Source organism: Paraburkholderia sp. BR14320 (assembly GCF_040948665.1).
Lineage (GTDB): Bacteria > Pseudomonadota > Gammaproteobacteria > Burkholderiales > Burkholderiaceae > Paraburkholderia > Paraburkholderia youngii.
In genome coordinates this window covers 1-20,324 of sequence record NZ_JBFPKG010000028.1, presented here as the reverse complement: position 1 = coordinate 20,324, position 20,324 = coordinate 1, and the positions used below count along the sequence as shown (strand labels likewise).

General features: G+C 63.5%; 15 protein-coding genes. 4 read left to right on the top strand and 11 right to left on the bottom strand.

What is annotated here, in order from left to right:
- Positions 1 to 165 precede the first annotated feature (165 nt).
- Complete coding sequence (locus AB3X89_RS23870) at positions 166 to 1,674, top strand: MFS transporter (RefSeq protein WP_368585533.1); 1,509 nt, start codon at positions 166 to 168, stop codon at positions 1,672 to 1,674.
- Between the two features lie 143 nt (positions 1,675 to 1,817).
- Here the strand turns inward: AB3X89_RS23870 and AB3X89_RS23865 are convergent, their stop codons facing one another.
- The 4 genes from AB3X89_RS23865 to AB3X89_RS23850 all read right to left on the bottom strand — a co-directional run bounded on the left by AB3X89_RS23865 (position 1,818) and on the right by AB3X89_RS23850 (position 8,342).
- The gene (locus tag AB3X89_RS23865; RefSeq protein ID WP_368585462.1) at positions 1,818 to 2,636 is read right to left on the bottom strand and encodes a peptidylprolyl isomerase; all 819 of its coding nucleotides are present in this window, start codon (positions 2,634 to 2,636) and stop codon (positions 1,818 to 1,820) included.
- A gap of 84 nt (positions 2,637 to 2,720) precedes the next feature.
- The gene (locus tag AB3X89_RS23860; protein WP_368585461.1) at positions 2,721 to 4,994 is read right to left on the bottom strand and encodes a beta-glucosidase; all 2,274 of its coding nucleotides are present in this window, start codon (positions 4,992 to 4,994) and stop codon (positions 2,721 to 2,723) included.
- Positions 4,995 to 5,530: 536 nt separating this feature from the next.
- Positions 5,531 to 6,880, bottom strand: coding sequence for a glucarate dehydratase (gene gudD / locus AB3X89_RS23855; RefSeq protein ID WP_368585460.1), 1,350 nt, complete (start codon positions 6,878 to 6,880; stop codon positions 5,531 to 5,533).
- Between the two features lie 130 nt (positions 6,881 to 7,010).
- The gene (locus tag AB3X89_RS23850; RefSeq protein WP_368585459.1) at positions 7,011 to 8,342 is read right to left on the bottom strand and encodes an MFS transporter; all 1,332 of its coding nucleotides are present in this window, start codon (positions 8,340 to 8,342) and stop codon (positions 7,011 to 7,013) included.
- A gap of 417 nt (positions 8,343 to 8,759) precedes the next feature.
- Between AB3X89_RS23850 and AB3X89_RS23845 the strand changes: the two genes are divergently transcribed.
- The gene (locus AB3X89_RS23845; protein ID WP_368585458.1) at positions 8,760 to 9,470 is read left to right on the top strand and encodes a FadR/GntR family transcriptional regulator; all 711 of its coding nucleotides are present in this window, start codon (positions 8,760 to 8,762) and stop codon (positions 9,468 to 9,470) included.
- Between the two features lie 57 nt (positions 9,471 to 9,527).
- Here the strand turns inward: AB3X89_RS23845 and AB3X89_RS23840 are convergent, their stop codons facing one another.
- Genes AB3X89_RS23840 through AB3X89_RS23830 form a run of 3 tightly spaced genes read right to left on the bottom strand, consistent with a single transcriptional unit; the run spans position 9,528 to position 12,523 of the window.
- Complete coding sequence (locus AB3X89_RS23840; protein WP_368585457.1) at positions 9,528 to 9,833, bottom strand: hypothetical protein; 306 nt, start codon at positions 9,831 to 9,833, stop codon at positions 9,528 to 9,530.
- Position 9,834: 1 nt separating this feature from the next.
- Positions 9,835 to 11,193: an acyclic terpene utilization AtuA family protein gene (locus AB3X89_RS23835; RefSeq protein ID WP_368585456.1), complete on the bottom strand. Its 1,359-nt coding sequence runs from the start codon at positions 11,191 to 11,193 to the stop codon at positions 9,835 to 9,837.
- Positions 11,194 to 11,218: 25 nt separating this feature from the next.
- Complete coding sequence (locus tag AB3X89_RS23830) at positions 11,219 to 12,523, bottom strand: CitMHS family transporter (protein WP_368585455.1); 1,305 nt, start codon at positions 12,521 to 12,523, stop codon at positions 11,219 to 11,221.
- Positions 12,524 to 12,621: 98 nt separating this feature from the next.
- Between AB3X89_RS23830 and AB3X89_RS23825 the strand changes: the two genes are divergently transcribed.
- Both AB3X89_RS23825 and AB3X89_RS23820 read left to right on the top strand, forming a co-directional pair.
- On the top strand, positions 12,622 to 13,515 hold the full coding sequence (locus tag AB3X89_RS23825) for a LysR family transcriptional regulator (protein ID WP_368585454.1): 894 nt from the start codon (positions 12,622 to 12,624) through the stop codon (positions 13,513 to 13,515).
- A gap of 360 nt (positions 13,516 to 13,875) precedes the next feature.
- On the top strand, positions 13,876 to 14,103 hold the full coding sequence (locus AB3X89_RS23820) for a hypothetical protein (protein WP_013092475.1): 228 nt from the start codon (positions 13,876 to 13,878) through the stop codon (positions 14,101 to 14,103).
- Positions 14,104 to 14,291: 188 nt separating this feature from the next.
- Here AB3X89_RS23820 and AB3X89_RS23815 read toward each other — a convergent pair whose 3' ends face one another.
- From AB3X89_RS23815 to dmpG, 4 genes are all read right to left on the bottom strand, one after another.
- Positions 14,292 to 16,520 carry an NADP-dependent isocitrate dehydrogenase gene (locus tag AB3X89_RS23815; protein WP_368585453.1) on the bottom strand — a complete coding sequence of 743 codons (2,229 nt, stop codon included), beginning with the start codon at positions 16,518 to 16,520 and terminating at the stop codon, positions 14,292 to 14,294.
- Positions 16,521 to 16,874: 354 nt separating this feature from the next.
- Positions 16,875 to 17,759 (bottom strand): alpha/beta fold hydrolase, encoded by an 885-nt coding sequence (locus AB3X89_RS23810; protein ID WP_368585452.1) that lies wholly within the window; start codon positions 17,757 to 17,759, stop codon positions 16,875 to 16,877.
- An 81-nt stretch (positions 17,760 to 17,840) separates the two neighbouring features.
- Positions 17,841 to 19,103: a 3-(3-hydroxy-phenyl)propionate transporter MhpT gene (gene mhpT, locus AB3X89_RS23805; RefSeq protein WP_368585532.1), complete on the bottom strand. Its 1,263-nt coding sequence runs from the start codon at positions 19,101 to 19,103 to the stop codon at positions 17,841 to 17,843.
- A gap of 101 nt (positions 19,104 to 19,204) precedes the next feature.
- A complete protein-coding gene (gene dmpG / locus AB3X89_RS23800; protein WP_368585451.1) occupies positions 19,205 to 20,236 on the bottom strand; it encodes a 4-hydroxy-2-oxovalerate aldolase in 1,032 nt (343 codons plus the stop codon).
- Positions 20,237 to 20,324: the final 88 nt, after the last annotated feature.

Here is a 20,324-nt window from a genome sequence, read left to right as displayed (position 1 = left end):
GTCAGACAACTTGCGTACAATCGCCGGGTGCCTGACCGCGATACGCCGTGCAGCGTCCACCCCGAACCGCCTTCTGCCCGATCCGTGAATTCCACCGCCCCCGCCGCCAGTTCCGCCGCCGCTCCCGCCGCCCCCGCCCTGCCGTTTCGCCACGCGCTTTACGCGATGCTCGGCATCGGTCTCGTCAATATGCTGGTCGCACTCGACCAGACCGTCGTCAGCACCGCGCTGCCGTCGATCGTCGCCGAGTTGCATGGCTTCGAATATTTCGCGTGGATCGCGAGCGCGTACCTGCTCGCGTCCGTCGTCACGGTGCCGGTGTTCGGGCGGCTCGGCGACTACTTCGGCCGCAAGCGCTTCGTGATCGCCGCGGTGATCACATTCACGGTCGCGTCGGTGTTGTGCGGCCTCGCCAACAGCATGCTGTTTCTCGCGATCGCGCGCGGACTGCAAGGCATCGGCGGCGGCATGATGGTCGGCACCGCGTTCGCGTCGATTCCCGATCTGTTCCCCGACCCGCGTACCCGTGTGCGCTGGCAGGTCGTGCTGGCCGCAACCTACGGCATCGGCACGGCGACGGGCCCGTCGCTCGGCGGCTGGATGAGCGAGCACCTCGGCTGGCGCTCGACGTTTCTCATCAATCTGCCGGTCGGCGCGGCCGCGCTCTATTTCGTCTGGATCCATCTGCCGAACTTCCGGCGGCCGCAGGACGGCGAAGTCAAGATCGACTGGCTCGGCGCTGGGCTCGTCGCGGGCGTGCTCGGCGGGTTGCAGGCCTTCATCGAAGCGGTGCCGAAGAGTGGCCTCACGGTGGGCAATCTCGTGCTCGGTGCGTGCGTGATGATCGGCGCGGTCGCGCTCTTCAAGTGCGAAAAGCGCGCCACGCATCCAATCATTCCGCTCGATCTGTTCAAGGACGCGCAGCTCGTCACGCTATTCACGCTCGGCATGCTGTCCGGCTTCGTGATGTTCTCGCTGATCTTCTTCGCGCCTTTGCTGCTGCAAGGCGGCTTCGGTCTGTCGCCGCAGCAGGCCGGCTTGCTCGCGACGCCGATTGCCGCGTGCATCGCGCTCGGCAGTCTGCTGAACACGCGCATCGTGATTCACATGAAGAAGCCCACGCGCATTCTGACCATCGGTTTCGGGCTGCTGATGTTCGCGTCGATCGCGCTCGCTTTCGCGAATCCGGATACGCCGCGCTTGCGCATCGTGCTGCCGATGGGCGCCGTCGGCATCGGCCTCGGCTTCATCCTGAACAATCTGAACGTGTTCGGCCAGGAGATCGCCGGACGCGAGCGCTTCGGCATCACGACCGCGCTGCTGCAATCGACCCGTATGGTCGGCGGCATGCTCGGCACCAGCATCGTCGCGACGGTCGTGCAGCATCACTATCGCGACGTCGTCACGCGCACGATGAGCGTGCTCGGCGAGCCGGCCTCATCGCAATGGCGGCCGCGTTTCGTCGATCTGCGCATCCTGATCGATGATGCGTCGCGCACGCAGCTGATCGCGGATATGAAGACGTCGGGACTCGATACGCTCGCGCTGATCGATAGCGCGCGCGATGCGCTCGTGCAGTCGATTCATATGGGCGTGTGGCTGACGGCGGTGGCATCGCTCGCGGCCGCGCTGCTGGTGCAACGGATCTCGCACGTGGTGTTTCGCAAGAGCTGAGTGCGGGAATATCAGCGGCAAATAAAAAAAGCTCCCCGATCCGAATGAAAGGCCGGGGAGCGAATGGGTTGGACGAAGAGACCCGACGTCGTCACATCAGGCTCGCAATCGCATCCCAAGTATGACGAACGTGATTTGGCCGCTTACTGAATGGTGGCTTTCGCTCTAAGATCCTTCACCATCCTGTCGACGAGTTCCGCTTGCGCCTGCTGGTACAGCATCGGCTTCATGTCTTCGAACGACGGAACCTGCAAAGGGCGAGTGTCATCGACTTCGATCACATGAAAACCGTATCCGGTCCTGACCGGCGTGCGCGTGTATTCGCCCTTGTGCAAATGCGAAACCGCGTCAGCAAACGGTTTGACCACCTTGCTCGAAGTTATCCAGCCCAGATCTCCGCCGTTGTATCGAGTGTCGGCATCGATCGATTCCTTTGCGAGGTCGCCGAATGACGCTCCCTTGTTCAGCTTCGCAATGATGTCTTTTGCCTGACCTTCATCCTTGACGAGGATATGGCGGACTTTATATTGCGTGCTTCCGCCCTTTGCTTTCATGTCGTTGTACATCGCCTTCAATTGATCGTCGCTGACAGGATTCTTTTTCAGAAAGTGCTGCATGTACGCTCTGACGATCTCGATCTCCCACGTCGCCTGCGCCTGCGAGAGAATCTTTTGCCGCGCGGCCTCGGCACGTGCCGCGACTTCCGGGTTGCGGTCGAAGCCAGTTTTCTGCGCCTGCTGGAACAGAACTTCGCGCCGGATCAATTCGTCCCGGACATGGTCGGTCAATTGTGGGGAATCAGAAAATCCTTGCGCATGCGCCTGTCCGATGTACAAATCGGCGTCGGCTTGAGAAACCGGTTTGCCATTGACCGTGACAAAGGGCTTCTCTGTCGCACTCGTCGCCAGCGAGAGCGTTGCACCGAGCACAAGTGCCAACATCCGTCGTGATAGTACTTTCATTGAGCGGACCACTTTCGTTGGTGTGTGTAACGCCAGGTCCGATCAGGGATCGAATCTGATCAGACTCTGGCGCTTTACTCGACTTTATTTAGTAATAGTTCCCGCGAGAGTCAGGCTGCGCGACGAGTTCCCGATATACACCGAGTAGGAACCAGTCGGCGTCGTCCACTGCTGCGCATCCTTACCCCACGTGCTGAGCGGATGATTCGGCGCGGCGGGATCGATCGTGATCGACACCGTCTGCGTTGCGCCTGCATTCAGACTGACCTTCTGGAATCCCACCAGACGCCTGGGCGGCTCTCCCGCCGACGTCGGCAGCGCAACGTACACCTGCGGAACTTCGGCGCCCGCGACGGAACCCGTGTTCTTCACGACCGCGCTAACCGTGTAAGTGCCGTTTGCTCCGGTACTGACGGTCGGATTGGTAATCGTGAAGGTCGTGTACGAAAGTCCATAACCGAACGGGAATGCCGGAGTCTTGCCCATCGCGTCGTACCAGCGGTAGCCGACATTGAGCGCTTCGGAGTAGGTGACCGTCGCGCTTCCGTTGATCGACACACCCGGGTATTGGTAAGCCGTAATCGAGTCCATGAAGCCCTGGCCGACCTGCGGGAACGTCACAGGTAGCTTGCCGGACGGATTCGCGACACCCCACAGCAGATCCGCCACGATATGCCCGTCTTCCTGGCCGGGGAACCACGTTTCGAGAATCGCGCTCGCGGCGGATGTCCCGCCGGTGAGGATCGACGGATCGAGCGCTTCGGCGGCGCTGTCCTTCAGAACGAGCACGGTGTTGCTGTTTGCCGCGACGATGGTCTGCAGCAACGCGAGCGTGTTACTGTTCTTTGCGGTACTCGAGGTAGTGATCGAGCTCGACTTTGGCGAATACCAGTCGAGCGTATTCAGGTACTTGCCGGTGTCGAGCGTCAGGCCCGTCGAGTCGGTAAAGGTCGCCTGGTCAGCACCTTCCTCCGACATGGAGCCGGCCATGAAGATCACCGCGTCGGCGCCGGTCGCCGCTGACGTGACGTCGGAGATGGTGGCGGCCGCGCCGTCGATCGTGCCAGTCGAATTGTTGTCGTCGACGAGCGCCAGATGAACCTGAGCACCGGTATTGCCGAGGTTCGCAAGCGTGTCCTTGATGCCCTGCACCGGTGTCACGGTGTACAAGGCGACGACGTCGGAACTGCCGCCGCCCGAACCCATCGGGTGGCCGACCGAGCTGCCGCCGGCAACCGCTTGCTGCGCATAGACCTGTGTCGTCTTGCCGACCACGAGGATGTTTCGAACCGTCTTCTTCAGCGGCAAAGTCCCGTTGTTTTGCAGCAGCACGGCCGACTGTTCACCGATCTGCTTCGCGAGCGCACCGTCAGCCGTCGCGTTGATCGCGGTCTGAGCAATAGGCCGATCGAAGATGCCCGCGCGGAACATCTGCGTGTATCGGCGCAGCAGCGCATTGTCGATATCCGAGGTCTGAATCTGTCCCGAAGCCAAAGCTGCATTCAGGTTTGCCGGCGACCAGTTCTGTGGCAGCGGCATTTCGTTGTCCATGCCTGCCAGAAGCGTCGGCGCGGTACTGTGCGCCGCAAAGAAGTCCGACTGCACGTAGCCCTTGAAGCCCCATTGCCCGCGAAGCACATCGGACAGGATGTGCTTCTGCTCGCACATCGAAAAACCGTTCACCGAGTTGTACGAACACATGACGGCGCCGACGTTGCCTGCCTTCACCGCCATTTCGAACGGCAGCATATAGAGTTCGTGCAACGTCTGGTCGTCGATGCTTTCCTGAATCGTCATGCGATTCGTTTCCTGCTCGTTCGCCACGAGGTGCTTCGCCATTGCGATCATGCCGTGGGCTTGCACGGCCTGGATTTCGGCGACACCCATCGTGCCGGTGAGATAGGGGTCCTCGCCCATGTACTCGAAGTTGCGTCCACCCACCGGCAATCTTGCCAGGTTCATACCGGGTGCTTCGAATACGTGCAGAGCCAGGTTGCTTCCTTCGACGCCGACCACGTTGCCAAACTGGGTCGCGACGGAAGGATCGAACGAAGCCGCCATCGCGATGGCTGAAGGCAGAGCGGTCGCCTTGGCGGAGCTGGAATCCGTATAGGCGGCAAAGCCCGATACGGACGGAGAAACGCAGTCGTTCTGGCCGATACCCACCGGCCCATTGGTGATGCGCAAGGTCGGAATAGCGTACTTCGTCAGGCCGAGAATGTGCCGCGCACCGTAGCACTGCGGCAATTCAGGCAGGATGCCGGGATTCGAACCGGCCAATTGCTCTTCCTTATCGGCAAGCGCCATGGCTGGGACAAGCAGTGCCGCGCGTGCTTCGGGAGACAGTGACGTATTCATCCATGGCATGGTGGATGTCTGCGTCGGGGCTGGCGTTGAAGCCGCCGTTGTGTTCGGACTGTCACTGCCACCGCACGCCGCCAGAATGAATACGAAACTTGCGGCAGCGGCTGTTCTCCTCTGAGTGAATTTCACAGACATGTCTTTCCTCAATTGTTATATGCACAAACGCGAGACGCGCATCGGTCGTTTTAATGTGAAGGACTGCGATTCGATTTATTGCCAGTTTTCCGCTTGCTGCTGCTCCGGGCCCGAGTCTAAAAGACGTGCAAGCCTGGCTGGAAACTTCTCGTCCCCGACGCTCACCTCAACGTGGACATGATTCACTTTCCAGTGAAGCCATCGTAATGATTTAATCGTCATCAGACGACTAGGGTTTACGTTACGCCAATGAAAACAAACACTTATACTGCATGCACGGACGTCTGATGAGTGAAGAGAGGCGAGCGAGAAAGTCCACGGCCGGAAAACAAAAAAGCCCGGCGGACCGCACCGTTGTTGCGGGCCGCCAGGCTTTCGATTGAGCTGAATCGTCGTTAACGCACGAGACACGGACGCTTGTTATCGAACTTCCAGTTCGGAATCAGATATTGCATGGCAACGCCGTCGTCGCGCGCGCCGAGGCCGTGCTGCTGATACAGCGCGTGCGCCTTTTCGAGTTCGTCCATATCGAGCTCGATGCCGAGACCCGGCTTCTGCGGCACCTTGACCTTGCCGCCGACGATCTGCAGCGGATCGCGCGTCAGGAACTGACCGTCCTGCCAGATCCAGTGCGTATCGATCGCGGTGATCTTGCCCGGCGCCGCGGCCGCGACGTGCGTGAACATCGCGAGCGAAATGTCGAAGTGGTTGTTCGAATGCGAACCCCACGTGAGGCCCCAGTCGTTGCACATCTGCGCGACGCGCACCGAGCCCTGCATGGTCCAGAAATGCGGATCGGCGAGCGGAATGTCGACCGATTGCAGCTGGATCGCGTGACCCATCTGACGCCAGTCGGTCGCGATCATGTTGGTCGCTGTCGGCAGGCCGGTCGCGCGGCGGAACTCGGCCATCACTTCGCGGCCCGAATAGCCGTTCTCCGCGCCGCACGGATCTTCCGCATAAGCGAGCACGTCGTGCTTGTCACGGCACAGGCGCACCGCTTCGGCGAGCGACCACGCGCCGTTCGGGTCGAGCGTCACGCGCGCTTCGGGGAAGCGCTCGGCCAGCGCCGTCACCGCTTCGATTTCCGCGTCGCCTTGCAGCACGCCGCCCTTCAGCTTGAAGTCGTTGAAACCGTAGCGCGCCTTCGCGGCCTCGGCGAGACGCACGACCGTTTCCGGCGTCATCGCTTCTTCGGTGCGCACACGCTCCCAGTCATCGCGCGCACCCGAGTTGTTCGCGTACGGCAAATCGGTCTTGTTGCGATCGCCGATATAGAACAGATAGCCGAGCATTTCCACCTCGTCGCGCTGCTGGCCTTCGCCGAGCAGTGCCGCGACGGGCACGCCGAGATGCTGACCGAGCAGGTCGAGCAGCGCCGCTTCGAGCGCGGTGACCGCGTGAATCGTCGTGCGCAGGTCGAAGGTCTGCAGGCCGCGGCCGCCCGCGTCGCGATCGGCGAATTGCGTGCGCACCTTGTTCAGGATCGCCTGCAGATTTCCGATCGACTGACCGACCACGAACGGCCGCGCGTCGTCGATCGTCTTGCGGATGTTCTCGCCGCCCGGCACTTCGCCGACACCGGTATGGCCCGCACTGTCGCGCAGGATCACGACGTTGCGCGTGAAGAACGGACCATGCGCGCCGCTCAGATTCATCAGCATGCTGTCGCGGCCAGCGACGGGCACGACGCGCAGTTCGGTGACGACCGGCGTGGCGTTCGATTCGGTAGGTTTGGTGGACATGGGAAAAGCACCTGTGTGATGAAGTAAGCCGGCCGGCGGAAGCCGCCGCGCGCTGCGTGGGCGTTCGACCGGACCGGATGAAAACGCGAATACAGAAGAACTGACGGCCGCATACGAGCCGTCAGTGTAGTCAATGCGCGTTGCCGCGCAACGACTCGGGCGAAGGCTCGCGATTGCCGGGCTTGTTGCGCGTCAGGAAGCCGGCCGCTGCCGCGAGCAGCGACGCGACGCCGAGGCCGTACAAGCCGCCCGTGATCGAGCCCGTGTGCTGCTGCAGATAGCCGAACGTGGCCGGCGCGAAGAAGCCGCCGAGGTTGCCGAGCGAGTTGATCAGCGCAAGCACGCCGGCGGCGACGCGCGCGTCGAGGTAGCCCTGCGGAATCGGCCAGAACAGCGAAGACGCGGCCTTGAAGCCGATCGCCGAGAAACAGATCGCGACGAACGAGAACACCGGGTTGCCCGACGTCGACGCAAACAGGCCAACCGCGGCGATGACGAGCGCGACCGCGAGCCAGCCCTGTTGATGACGCCATTTCGCCGACACCACAGCGAAGCCATACATCGCGACCATCGCGATCAGCCACGGAATCGCGTTGAACATGCCGACCTCGAAGTCGGACAGGCCGCCCATCTTGCGGATGATCGTCGGCAGCCAGAAAGTGGCCGCGTAGATCGTCAGTTGGATCGCGAAGTACAGGAAGCAGAACAGCGCGATCTGCGGGTCCTTCAGTAGCTTCATCGTCGGCAGATGCGCGCCGCCCTGCGCTTCGCGTTCAGCCTGTTCGGCCGCGATCGATCGTTCGAGCACGCGCTGCTCTTCGGCGGTGAGCCAGTGTGCGTCGCGGATGTGCGACTTCAGCAGCAACCAGCTGACGACGCACAGCACGATCGAGAACCCGCCTTCGATCAGGAACATCCACTGCCAGCCCTGCAGGCCGAGGCCGCGAATCGACAGCAGCGAACCGGTGATCGGACCGGACAGCACCGACGCGAGCGCCGAACCCGACAGAAAGATCGCCATTGCCTTGCCGCGCTCTTTTTGCGGCAGCCACTGCGTGAAGTAAAAGACGACGCCGGGAAAGAAGCCCGCCTCGGCGACGCCGAGCAGGAACCGCAGCACGTAAAACGACGTGTCGTTCCAGACGAACGCCATCGCGCCCGCCACCAGCCCCCACGTGCCCATGATGCGCGTGAGCCACGCGCGCGCGCCGAACTTCTGCATCAGCACGTTCGACGGCACTTCGAACAGCGCGTAGCCGATGAAGAACAGCCCGCTGCCGAGCCCGTAGGCGGCCGCGCCGATGCCGAGATCGGCCTTCATGTGCGCGTTGACGAAGCCGATGTTCACGCGGTCGATGTAGTTCGCGATGAACATGATCAGGAAAAGCGGCAACACGTTGCGCTTCACCTTCGCGACCGCTGATTGCAGCGGGTCGAGCGCGGTAGTGAGAACTGATGTCAAGTTTTGTCTCCCCTGTGGGCCATGTGGCCTGGTGGAACGCAGCGCGACGCAACGGTTCGATACGACACCCGCCGATGCGCCTGATACGTTGTCTGACGACAGTCTACCGCGTTATTTTTCCCAGATCCAGTTGGGTGTTTACCCTGCGCGCGTTGATTGATTCCCTTGGGATGTCGGCCGATTCAGGGCTTTAAAGGCTACAACCACTTCTGAAATCTAGCCCGGACTAAGACGTCCGATGTCTTTAAATGGCGGCTCCCTACCAGCAGCTCATGCGCTTGCGCAACCGCCCGCCTCATCCTCGCTCCACCGCGCGTCCGGCACGGAAAAAATAGCCCGCACCGAGGCCGCCGAACCCGGCAGAATCGAGTACAGTCCTGTGCAATATTCTGTTGGATCAGTCAACCAGCCACAAAAATGAGCAGCCTAACTGAAAAGGTGGTGGCCACCCTTTCCGATGAAATTCGCCGCGGGGCGCTGAGGCCAGGCGATCGCATCCCCACCGAAGTCGCGATGATGAAGCAGTTGTCCGTGAGCCGCTCCGTGGTGCGCGAGGCGATTTCGCGTCTTCAGGCAGCGAGGATCGTCGAGACACGCCACGGCATCGGCACGTTCGTGCTCGCGCCCGCCGCGGAAAAGCCGATGCAGCTTCCCGCCGCCGATCTCACCAGCATGCTCGACGTAATGGCGATCATCGAGTTCCGGATCGACGTCGAAGCGGCCGCGGCCGCGCTCGCGGCATCGCGGCGCACCGAGCAGAACCTGAAGCAGATTCGCACCGCGCTCGATCGCTTCGAGTCGGAACTCGAGCGCGGCAGCACCGACACGCTCGCACACGACATCGAGTTCCATCTGCAGATCGCACGTGCGAGCGGCAACCGCTATTTCTTCGACGTGCTGAGCCAGCTCGGCCGCTCGGTCAGCCCGCGCACGCGGCTCGGTTCGGCCGAGATCGCCGAGCTCGACCATATCGAGATACTGCGCAGCGTGCTCGGCGAGCACTTGATGATCTATCGCGCGATCGAGCGTCAGGACGCCGACGACGCGCGCGCCGCGATGCGCATGCATCTGAGCAACAGCCGCGAACGTCTGCGCCGCGCGCATGACTTGACGAAGGCTGGCGTGTGACCGCATGCGGGGCCGATCGACCGCCCCGCAAGACGACACACCGCCAGCAGCACCCGCTCACTCCCCCACGTCCAGATCCATCAACGCCGAACTCAGCGATTTGCCATGCGCATCGAGCGCGAGCGAACGCGTAACGCCGCCGCCGAGCGCATCGCCGAGCACGAAGTTGAACGCGGCAAGGCCCGGCAACTCGTGCCGCACCACGTCACCGCGCACCACATCCCGCAGATGCGCGCTGACGCGCTGGGGCGTCAACACATCGCGTAACCGCTCGTAGTGCCGCGCGTCGTAGCAGATCACCGAGATGTTGAGCGTATTGCCCTTGTCGCCGGTGCGCGAATGAGCCAGTTCACGGAGTTTCATCTCAAGCCTCCACCAGCGAGAAAGCCGGCGTCGCATGCTCGCGCGGCAGCAGCACCGATTGCACGGCGACCACCTCGCGCGCCGCCTTCGTCACTCCGCCCCCGCCCGCCGGTCCGTTCGTGTACAGCGTCTCGACCTCGTTGCCGATGCGCACCGCTTCCGCGAGCGATGCCGTGCGCCCCGCCACCCGCGCGCGCACTTCGTACGGCTCGCCATGGCCAGCCGCGACCGTCTCGCCATGCAGTGCGTTCACGCCGATGAGATCGAAGCGCAGTTCGCGCGCCTCTACACCGGTCAGCGCGAGCCGTTCTCGCACGATATCGAGAGCGAGCCGCGCCCGCGCCAGCGCGCCCGGTCCGCCGTACGAAATCTGCCCTTCGCCGATATAGCCGTCGAAATACGCAACCGACACTTTCAGCGTCGCGGTGCGCTCCGTGCCGCCACCGCCAGTGACGCGCACACGGTCCGGGGCTTCCTGTTCGACGCGCACCTGCGAGAAATCGGCGACCACGTCGGGTTGCAGATAGCGACGAGGATCGTGAATCTCGTACAGCAACTGCTCCTTGCACGTCGCTTCGGTCACGAGCCCGCCACTTCGCGCGAGCTTCGTGATCACCACCGAACCGTCCCGCGCAACTTCGGCGATCGGAAAGCCGAGCCGCGCGAGATTCGGCACGTCCTTGAAGCCGGGGTCTGCGAAATAGCCGCCGGTGATCTGCCCTGCGCATTCGAGCAGATGGCCGATTACCGTCGCCTGGCCGAGCATCGGCCAGTCGTCCATGCGCCAGCCGAATTCGTGGACCAGCGGCGCGACGAACAGCGACGGATCGGCGACGCGCCCGGTCAGTACGATCTGCGCGCCGGCCGCGAGCGCGTCGACGATGCCGCTCGCGCCGAGATACGCATTCGCCGATATCAGCCGGTCCTCGTACGCGGCCACCGCGTCGCCCGATTCGACGAAATGGAACTCGCCCGCACGCACGACGTCGAGCACGTCGTCGCCGGTGACGGCGGCAATCCTCAGCCCGCCGAGACCGAGCTCGCGCGCGATCTGTGCGGTCCTGCGCGCCGCCGCGCGAGGATTGGCCGCGCCCATGTTCGACACGATACGCACGCCGTTGCGCGCCGCGACGGGCAGCACCGCGCGCATGCGCGCTTCGAGCAGCGGGTCGTAGCCGAGCTCCGCGTCCTTGCTGCGCGCCTGCTGCGCGATCGCGATCGTGCGTTCGGCGAGGCATTCGAAGACCAGATAGTCGAGCTGGCCGTGTTCCGCGAGTTCGAGCGCGAGTTCGATGCGGTCGCCCGAGTAGCCCGCGCCCGCGCCGATGCGCACGACGCGTTCAGATTCAATGGCTGTCATGATGCTGCCGTCCGTTCAATGAAACTCACAGTGGAAAGATCCCGAGCGCGACGCACGCGATCGTCATCACGACCGACGCGCCGAACAGCAGGGGAAACGTGAATCTTTGATGATCGGCCAGCTCGATACCGCACAGGCCGACCACGAGGAACGTCGCGGGCGTGAGCGGGCTGACCGGAAAACCGGTGGTCATTTGTCCGAGCAACGCGGCCTGTCCGACGTGCACTGCGGGCACGCCGAGCTGGCCCGCCACTTCCGCGATCACCGGCAGTACGCCGAAATAAAATGAATCGGGATCGAACAGCATGCTGAGCGGCATCGACAGCAGGCCGAGCACGATCGGAATATGGCTCGCCATCGCCGGCGGCACGAAGCCGACCGCCGCCTGCGCCATCGCCTTCAGCATCCCGCTGCCCTGCATCACGCCGGTGAACACGCCGGCCGCGAGCAAGATACCGGCCATCATCAGCGCGGCGCGCGCATGCGCGTCGATCCGTTTGCGCTGCATGTCGACGTTCGGATAGTTGACCATCAACGCGATGCACAGGCCCACCATGAACATGACGGCCGGCGGAATCTTCTCGCCCATCACGACCATCGTGCCCAGCACGACAAGCGTCAACACGATGTTGAACCAGAAGTTTTGCGGGCGGCGCAGCGCCTGTTGTTCTGGCGTCAGTTCGCGTTGCGGCATCGGCACGGAACCGCTCGCGGCAGTGAGGCCGAGGCGCTTTTCCTCGCGCCGCCCGAGCCAGTACGCCATCGAGAACACGAATACGAGGCCGATCGCCTGCACCGGAATCAGCGGATTGAATAGCGCCGAAATCGGCAGATGCAACGACGCCGACGCGCGAATCATCGGCCCTGTCCACGGCAGGAAGTTGATGCCGGCCGCCATCGATACCGCCGCGGCGAGCACGCGCCGGTCCATCTTCAGGCGATCGTAAAGCGGCAGCATCGCGGGAATCGTGACGAGGAAACAGACGGCGCCGGAGCCGTCGAGGTGGATCAGCAGCGCGAGCAGCGTGGTGCCCATCACGATACGCGTGGGCCGCGTGCCGACCGCGCGCAGGATACGCTCGATGATCGGGTCGAGCGTGCCGGCGTCAGTGATCGTGCCGAAGTACAGGATCGCGAATACGAACATGCAGACGACCGGCGCGAGGCTTTTCAGACCGTCGACCACGAACTTGCTGGTCTGCAGGCCGAAGCCGCCGAGCAGCGAGGCCGCGAGCGGCACGATGATCAACGCGACGAGCGGCGACATGCGTTTGGACAGGATCGCGCCGAGCAGCACGACGATGGTAGCCAGCCCCAGCAATGGCAGCATGAGCTTGTCTCCAGGTTGTTTTTTAGTGTGATCGAGCGTAAGTTCTGCACAGCAATAAAACAATTGAAATGAATTGATTGCAGCAATCACAAATCATCATGGATCTGAATCTGCGGGACATCCGCGCGTTTATCGCGGTCGCCCAAACGGGCAGCTTCACGCGCGCGGCCGCGCGGCTGCATCTGTCGCAACCGGCGTTGACGGTGCAGATTCGCCGGCTCGAGGAAACGGTCGGCCTGCGCCTGTTCGATCGCAACAGCCGCAATGTCGCGCTGACGCCGACCGGCCGGGAGCTGCTGCCCGTGCTGCAGAAATCGCTGCACGACATGGAGCACGTGCTACTCGATGCACGCGCGCTCGGCGAAGGCGCGAGCGGTACGGTGCGCATCGCCTGCCTGCCGACCTTCGCGGCGAGCGTGCTGCCCGAGCTCGTGCAGGCGCTGAGAAAAGCCGTGCCGCGCGTCGGCTTCGAGGTGCGCGACGTCGTCGCGAGCATGGTCAACACGCTGGTGCGCAACGAGGAAGTCGATATCGGGCTGACCGGCGGCGAGCTGAACGACAGCGGGCTCGAGGTGCTGCACGAGGGTATCGACCGGCTCGTCGCCGTGTTGCCGAAGCAGCACGCACTCGCGCGGCGGCGCCGGCCCGTCACGCTCGGCGATCTGGCCAACGAGCCGCTCGTGCTGACCGCGCAGGGCACGAGCGTACGTGCGGTGGTCGACAGCGCGTTCGCCGACGCGCAATGTGAGCCGCGCATCGCCTGCGAGCCGACCTACATGATGAGCGCGGTCGCGATGGCGCGCGCCGGGCTCGGCATCACGATCCTGCCGGCGTCGGCGCGCGAGGTGCGCGCTGAGCCCGAGTTGGTCGCGCGGCCGATCGACGAAGCCGCGTTCACGCGCCGCATCGCGCTGATCCGAAAGCGCGGCCGAACCTTGCCGCCGGTGACCGAGACCTTCGTCGCGATGTTGAGCGAGCGGATCGACGCGTGATAGGGGCGCATGGCGTCGATTTATACGTCGCGAGAGCCCTAATTTTCACGATCTGAAACGATGCCGCGCGTCGTAAAAAACCATGGTGCGCGGCACAAAGCGGGCATTTCACGATGTCCGGCAGCGTTGCACATCGCAAAATGAAACGCCTAAACCATTGTTTTTTGAGAATATTTTTAAGATAAAGAACGGTTTGACGCCCGCTTGCGAGCCGACTCGCTGACGTAGACTCTTTCACAAGAGCACGCGCTTCACGCAGTCGGATTCGAGAGGCCTCACGACATGGCCACCCAAATCCCAGAGATTGCGCAGAAGCCGTCACGCATCGCGGCTTTTTTATTGGTAACTGGGAGACTAAAAATGAAAGGCTTTCGCTTTGGTTCGACGCAGGGAGCGTTCTACATTCTGCCGGGTCAGGACGGCTGGGAAGCCACCTACGGCAACGAAACGCTCGGAGAATTCTCAAGCCCGCAACAGGCCGCCGACGACCTCGCGCGCGGCCTGAGCTGCGAGCATCTGTCCGAGCTCGACACGTCGACGCTCGAAATTCCAGAGAAACTCGCTGATTGGGAAATCGTTCACGTATAAGGACGGATATGACCGACCGCGACGTAGCAGTGAAAGCAGAAACGACAATGGCGCCCAAAGGCGCCATTGTCGTATTTGCGGTCCTGCTTGCGGCTTTGTGCGCGGTTGCGCTGCGTACTTACCGCGTGGCTTTCCAGTGCAGCGCAGTTGCGGCCGCGATGCTTACCGCATCAGCAGCCCGCGCGGCTTCAAGCCACCGAATCGACGATCGCGTTCAGCGTCGCGCTCGGGCGCATCGCCTTGCTGGTCAGCTCGACGTTCGGACGGTAGTAGCCGCCGATATCCACCGGCTTGCCCTGCGCCGCGCCGAGTTCCGCGACGATCTTCGCCTCGTTGTCGGCCATCGCCTTCGCGACGCCCGCGAACTGCGCCTGCAGCGCCGCGTCGTCGGTTTGCGCGGCCAGTGCTTCGGCCCAGTACATCGCGAGGTAGAAGTGGCTGCCGCGATTGTCGATGCCGCCGACCTTGCGCGCCGGCGACTTGTCGTTGTCGAGGAACTTGCCGGTCGCCTGATCGAGCGTCTTCGCGAGAACCTGCGCCTTCGGGTTGTGATACGCGGTGCTCAGATGTTCGAGCGATGCCGCCAGCGCCAGGAATTCGCCGAGCGAATCCCAGCGCAGGAAGCCTTCTTCGACCAGCTGCTGCACGTGCTTCGGCGCCGAACCGCCCGCGCCGGTTTCGAACATGCCGCCACCGGCCATCAGCGGAACGATCGACAGCATCTTCGCGCTGGTGCCCAGTTCCATGATCGGGAACAGGTCGGTCAGGTAGTCGCGCAGCACGTTGCCGGTGACCGAGATCGTGTCCTTGCCCGCGCGGATGCGCTCGACCGAGAACTTCGTCGCATCGACCGGCGTCATCACGCGGATGTCGAGACCATTGGTGTCGTGATCCTTCAGGTACTGTTCGACCTTCTTGATGATCTGCGCATCGTGCGCGCGCACCGGGTCGAGCCAGAACACTGCCGGCGTGTTGGTCGCGCGGGCGCGGTTCACCGCGAGCTTGACCCAGTCGCGGATCGGCGCGTCCTTGGTCTGGCACATACGGAAGATGTCGCCTTCCTCGACCGGCTGCTCCAGCAGCACCGCGCCGGCTTCGTCGGTCACGCGGACCACGCCGTTCGCCGCGATCTGGAACGTCTTGTCGTGTGAACCGTATTCTTCCGCGGCTTGCGCCATCAGGCCGACGTTCGGCACCGTGCCCATCGTGACCGGATCGAACGCGCCGTGCTTCTTGCAGTCTTCGATCACAGCCTGGTACACGCCGGCGTAGCAACGGTCCGGAATCACCGCCTTCGCGTCGTGCAGCGCGCCGTCGGCGCCCCACATCTTGCCCGACTCGCGGATCATCGCCGGCATCGACGCGTCGACGATCACGTCGCTCGGCACGTGCAGGCTCGTGATGCCCTTGTCCGAGTTGACCATCGCGAGCGGCGGACGCTGTTCGTACTGCGCCTTGATGTCGGCTTCGATCGCCGCGGCCGTTTCAGCCGGCAGATCCTTCAGACGCGCGTACAGGTCGCCGATACCGTTGTTCGGGTTGAAGCCGACCTTGGCGAGCGCTTCCGCGTGCTTCGCGAGCACATCCTTGTAGAACACCGACACCACGTGACCGAAGATGATCGGGTCCGAGACCTTCATCATCGTGGCCTTCAGGTGCACCGAGAACAGCACGCCGTTCGCCTTCGCGTCGGCGATCTGCGCTTCGATGAAGCTGCGCAGCGCGTTCTTGCTCAGCACCGACGCGTCGATGATTTCGCCTGCCAGCACCGGCGTTTTCGCCTTCAGGACCGTGGTCGTGCCGTCCGCGGCGGCCAGCTCGATCTTCACGCTGCCGGCTTGCGCGATCAGCGCCGACTTTTCGCTGCCGTAGAAATCGCCGCCGCTCATGTGCGAGACGTGCGACTTCGAGTCCGCGCTCCATGCGCCCATCTTGTGCGGGTGCTTGCGCGCGTAGTTCTTCACCGACAGCGGCGCGCGGCGGTCCGAGTTGCCTTCGCGCAGCACCGGGTTCACCGCGCTGCCCTTGATCTTGTCGTAGCGGGCCTTGACGTCCTTCTCGGCGTCGGTCGTCGCGACGTCCGGGTACGACGGCAGCTTGTAGCCCTGGTCGCGCAACTCGGCGATCGCGGCCTTCAGTTGCGGCACCGACGCGCTGATGTTCGGCAGCTTGATGATGTTCGCTTCCGGGCGCGTGGTGAGTCCACCGAGCTCCGCCAGATCGTCGGAAGCCTTCTGTTCCGCGCTCAGGTAGTCGGGAAATGCGGCAATGATCCGGCCGGCGAGCGAGATGTCACGCGTTTCGACGAGCACGTCGGACGAGCGCGTGAACGCCTTGACGATCGGCAGCAGCGAGTACGTCGCCAGTGCGGGCGCTTCGTCGGTCAGGGTGTAGATGATCTTCGGCGGTGTGGACATGATTAATGCTTTGCTAGGAAGTGATAGACAGAGCGTTGGCAGTCGAGGCCAGCGCAAATCGCGGCGCGATGGCGACGGCGCCGGTTCGGCACGACGCAACCCCGCGACCTTCGTTTTGCGATACGACCGAGAGTATATGCGCGTTTTCCACTAAATGTGGGTAAACAAACAGGTCGCAAGACCCTGCCGAAAAGGGTCGAGCCCCGGCTGGCAAGGGTTTGCGGCCGATTAACCCGGTCTTAAGACAGATATCTTATAGATGACTTGCGACGTATTATTTTTGGCTAAATGCGAATGGATCGCATTAGCCCGCCGCCGCAACGGCGCGCCAGTCGCCCGCAACAACAACCCGCCTTACCCCTCGCGCCCCAGGAACTCGACCACCATCCGGTTGAACTTGTCCGCATGCTCCCACTGCGCCCAATGCCCGCAGCGGCCGAACACATGCAGATCGGCGTTCGGCATCCCGGCAACGAGCCGCAGGCCGACGTCCATCGGCACGAAGCGATCGTCGCGGCCCCAGATCACCAGCGTCGGCGCGGCCACTTCGCCAAGGCGCGGCCCGTAGTCGTTGAACTGCTTCGGATTCGCGGCGAGGCTCGCGACGAAGTTCTCGAGATGGTCGCGCCGTGCCAGCATATTCGCGAGACGCGCCTGCATCAGGTCTTCCGTCAACGCCTTCGTGTCGAACACGAAGACGCTCATCATGCGCTGCAGGTTCTCGATGGTCGGGTTACGGTACAGGCCTTGCAGCAGCTTGATGCCTTCGGTCGGCATCGGCACGAACTGGCTCGGGCCGCCGGTGCCGCCGCCCATCAGCACGAGCTTGCCGACGCGCTTCGGTTCCAAGAGCGCGAACGCAACCGCGCTATGCCCGCCCATCGAGTTGCCGATGAGATGCGCGCGTTCGATATCGAGCGCATCGAGCAACGCCTTCAGGCAGCGCGCGTTGAGTTCCGAGCGCGAACCTTTGCAGACGATCGGATCGCTCTTGCCCCACCCGAGGCAGTCCATCAGGATCACGCGATAGCCCGCCGCGACGAGCGGCTCGACGTTGCGATTGAAGTTGGCCCAGCCGGTCGCACCCGGTCCCGAGCCGTGCAGCATCACGACCGTTTCCGCGCCCTGCCCCACGTCGTTGTAGTGCAGTTGCACCTCGCGGCCATCTTCAGTGATCCGGACGAATTTGCTGGTCGCTTCTTCACTGATCGCCACTGCTTGTGTATTTGTATTGCTCATGTCGGATTCCTGTGTTTCACGAGTTGAGTGACTGCGGGCCGCCGCTGACGGCAAGCCCGCTCCATATTTCAGGCCGCAAAACTACTGCGCGGCCGCCGCGGTATATCGAAGTGTCGAGCGATTCACGACGAGCCAAGCACCGATCGCGGCGACTGCGATCAGCGGAATGCTCGCGCCGAGCAGCACGCTCGCGCCCTGACCGATCGCGAGCAGTTGCCCCGCGATCAACGGTCCGAGGATCGAGCCGAGACGGCCAACCGCCACGGCCGCGCCGACGCCGGTGCCACGCACTTCGGTCGGGTACAGGCTGCTTGCCAGCGCATACAGCACCGACTGGCCGCCGACCAGGAACAGGCCCGCGAGCAGACCGCCCCACGCCATCGACGCGCCGCCGTTCGCGCTCAGCAACGCACCGAGCGCAACGACGATGCCGACATACATGCCCGCGACCGTGCGGCGCCGGCCCATCCGGTCCATCATGCCGGCGATCACGATCGCGCCGATGCCGCCGCCGATGTTGAACATCATCTGCACGACACCCGACTGCACGCGCGTCAGACCGCGCGTCAATACGAGCGACGGCAGCCAGTTGATCAGGAAATACAGCACGATCAGCGTGCCGAGATAGCTGATCCACAACGCGATCGTCGTGCCCGCGCGCCCTTCCTGCCACAGCGCGCGCGTCACGCTGGCGGCCGCATCGCGGCGCGCGCCCGTGGTTGCGCGCGCCGCGACGAACTGCGCCGACTCGCGCATGAACAGCGCAAGCAGCGGCAGCACCAGCAACGGCCCTAACCCGCCGACGTAGAAGATATGCCGCCAGCCCGCATCGCCCGGGCTGATGATGCCGACCACCGCCGCGAGCGCCGCGCCGAACGGCATGCCGCAATACATCGCGCCGACCGCGGTGTTGCGCTGATGCGGCGGCGCCGCTTCCGAGCACAGCGCGATCAGATTCGGCATCGCCGCACCGAGACCGAGGCCGGTCAGAAAGCGCGCGGCGAGCAGGCTGTTCAGATCCCATACCTGCGCGGTCGCGAGCGAAAAGAGGCCGAACAGCGCGACCGACCACATCAGCACGCGCTTGCGCCCGAGCCGGTCGGCGAGACGTCCGCCGATCGCGGCTCCGGGCAGCAGCCCGAGTGCGCCGATGCTGAACGCCCAGCCCATCTGCGCGACCGCGAGATGAAATTCGCGCGCCATGCGCGGTGCGGCGAGGCCGGTCGATTGCAGGTCGACGCCTTCGAGCAGCGCGACGATCAGGCAGAGCCCGATCGTCAGCGCGCCGCTGGCAAGAGGTTTCGTCGACTGCGTTGTTGGTGTTGCTCGTGTTGACTGCCGCATGAATGTCTCCAATGTTGAATCAGCGTCGCTCTTGCGGCGACCTTGCTGGATGAAATGAACGCTGCGCGCGCGGCATGCGGCGCCGCCGAGCAGCGTCTGGGTCATGAAGCCACTGCGTCGGTTGCGCGTGCGCGCTTCAGATCCAGTGCGACGTCGACGATCATGTCTTCCTGACCGCCGACCATGCGGCGCTTGCCCAGTTCGACCAGAATGTCGACGGTCTTCAGGCCGTACTTGTTCGCGGCCACTTCCGAATGACGCAGGAAGCTCGAATACACACCCGCATAACCGAGCGCCAGCGTTTCGCGATCGACGCGCACCGGGCGGTCCTGCAGCGGACGCACGATGTCGTCGGCGGCGTCCATCAGCGTGTAGAGATCGGTGCCGTGATTCCAGCCCATGCGCTCCGCTGCTGCGATGAACACTTCGAGTGGCGCATTGCCCGCACCCGCGCCCATGCCCGCGAGCGATGCGTCGATGCGGTCGCAGCCTTCTTCCACTGCGACGATCGAGTTCGCCACGCCCAGCGACAGGTTGTGGTGCGCGTGCATGCCGGTCTGCGTTTCGGGTTTCAGCACGGCCTTCATCGCGCGGAAGCGATCGCGCACGTCATTCATCGTCAGTGCGCCACCCGAGTCGACCACGTAGATCGTGGTCGCGCCATAGCTTTCCATCTTCTTCGCTTCGACCGCGAGATTCTCCGGCGTGGTCATGTGGCTCATCATCAGGAAACCCACGGTGTCCATGCCGAGTTCGCGTGCGTATTCGATGTGCTGCTTCGAGATGTCGGCTTCCGTGCAGTGCGTCGCCACGCGCACCACGCGTGCGCCCGCGTTGTACGCGGCCTTCAGGTCGTGAATCGTGCCGATCCCGGGCAGCAGCAGCGTCGCGATCTTCGCGTGCGAGATCACGTCGGCCACCGCCTCGATCCATTCAAGGTCGCTATGCGCGCCGAAGCCGTAGTTGAAGCTCGACCCTTGCAGGCCATCGCCGTGCGCCACTTCAATCGAATCGACTTTCGCCTTGTCCAATGCGCGCGCGATGTCCTGCACGTTCTGGATCGAGTACTGGTGACGAATCGCGTGGCTGCCGTCGCGCAGCGTCACGTCGGAGATATAGAGTTTTTTGTCCATGCGGGAAGTCTCCTTAAGCCTCTGATGCCTGCACGAGCGCCTGCGCCATGCGCTCGGCGGTCGCGAGCGCGGCCGAAGTCATGATGTC

Coding starts and splice junctions, on each gene's coding strand:
- AB3X89_RS23870 (WP_368585533.1), top strand. CDS start 166: ATGCTCGGCATCGGTCTCGTCAATATGCTGGTCGCACTCGACCAGACC.
- AB3X89_RS23865 (WP_368585462.1), bottom strand. CDS start 2,636: ATGAAAGTACTATCACGACGGATGTTGGCACTTGTGCTCGGTGCAACG.
- AB3X89_RS23860 (WP_368585461.1), bottom strand. CDS start 4,994: ATGAATACGTCACTGTCTCCCGAAGCACGCGCGGCACTGCTTGTCCCA.
- gudD (WP_368585460.1), bottom strand. CDS start 6,880: ATGTCCACCAAACCTACCGAATCGAACGCCACGCCGGTCGTCACCGAA.
- AB3X89_RS23845 (WP_368585458.1), top strand. CDS start 8,760: ATGAGCAGCCTAACTGAAAAGGTGGTGGCCACCCTTTCCGATGAAATT.
- AB3X89_RS23840 (WP_368585457.1), bottom strand. CDS start 9,833: ATGAAACTCCGTGAACTGGCTCATTCGCGCACCGGCGACAAGGGCAAT.
- AB3X89_RS23835 (WP_368585456.1), bottom strand. CDS start 11,193: ATGACAGCCATTGAATCTGAACGCGTCGTGCGCATCGGCGCGGGCGCG.
- AB3X89_RS23830 (WP_368585455.1), bottom strand. CDS start 12,523: ATGCTGCCATTGCTGGGGCTGGCTACCATCGTCGTGCTGCTCGGCGCG.
- AB3X89_RS23825 (WP_368585454.1), top strand. CDS start 12,622: ATGGATCTGAATCTGCGGGACATCCGCGCGTTTATCGCGGTCGCCCAA.
- AB3X89_RS23820 (WP_013092475.1), top strand. CDS start 13,876: ATGAAAGGCTTTCGCTTTGGTTCGACGCAGGGAGCGTTCTACATTCTG.
- AB3X89_RS23815 (WP_368585453.1), bottom strand. CDS start 16,520: ATGTCCACACCGCCGAAGATCATCTACACCCTGACCGACGAAGCGCCC.
- AB3X89_RS23810 (WP_368585452.1), bottom strand. CDS start 17,759: ATGAGCAATACAAATACACAAGCAGTGGCGATCAGTGAAGAAGCGACC.
- mhpT (WP_368585532.1), bottom strand. CDS start 19,103: ATGCGGCAGTCAACACGAGCAACACCAACAACGCAGTCGACGAAACCT.
- dmpG (WP_368585451.1), bottom strand. CDS start 20,236: ATGGACAAAAAACTCTATATCTCCGACGTGACGCTGCGCGACGGCAGC.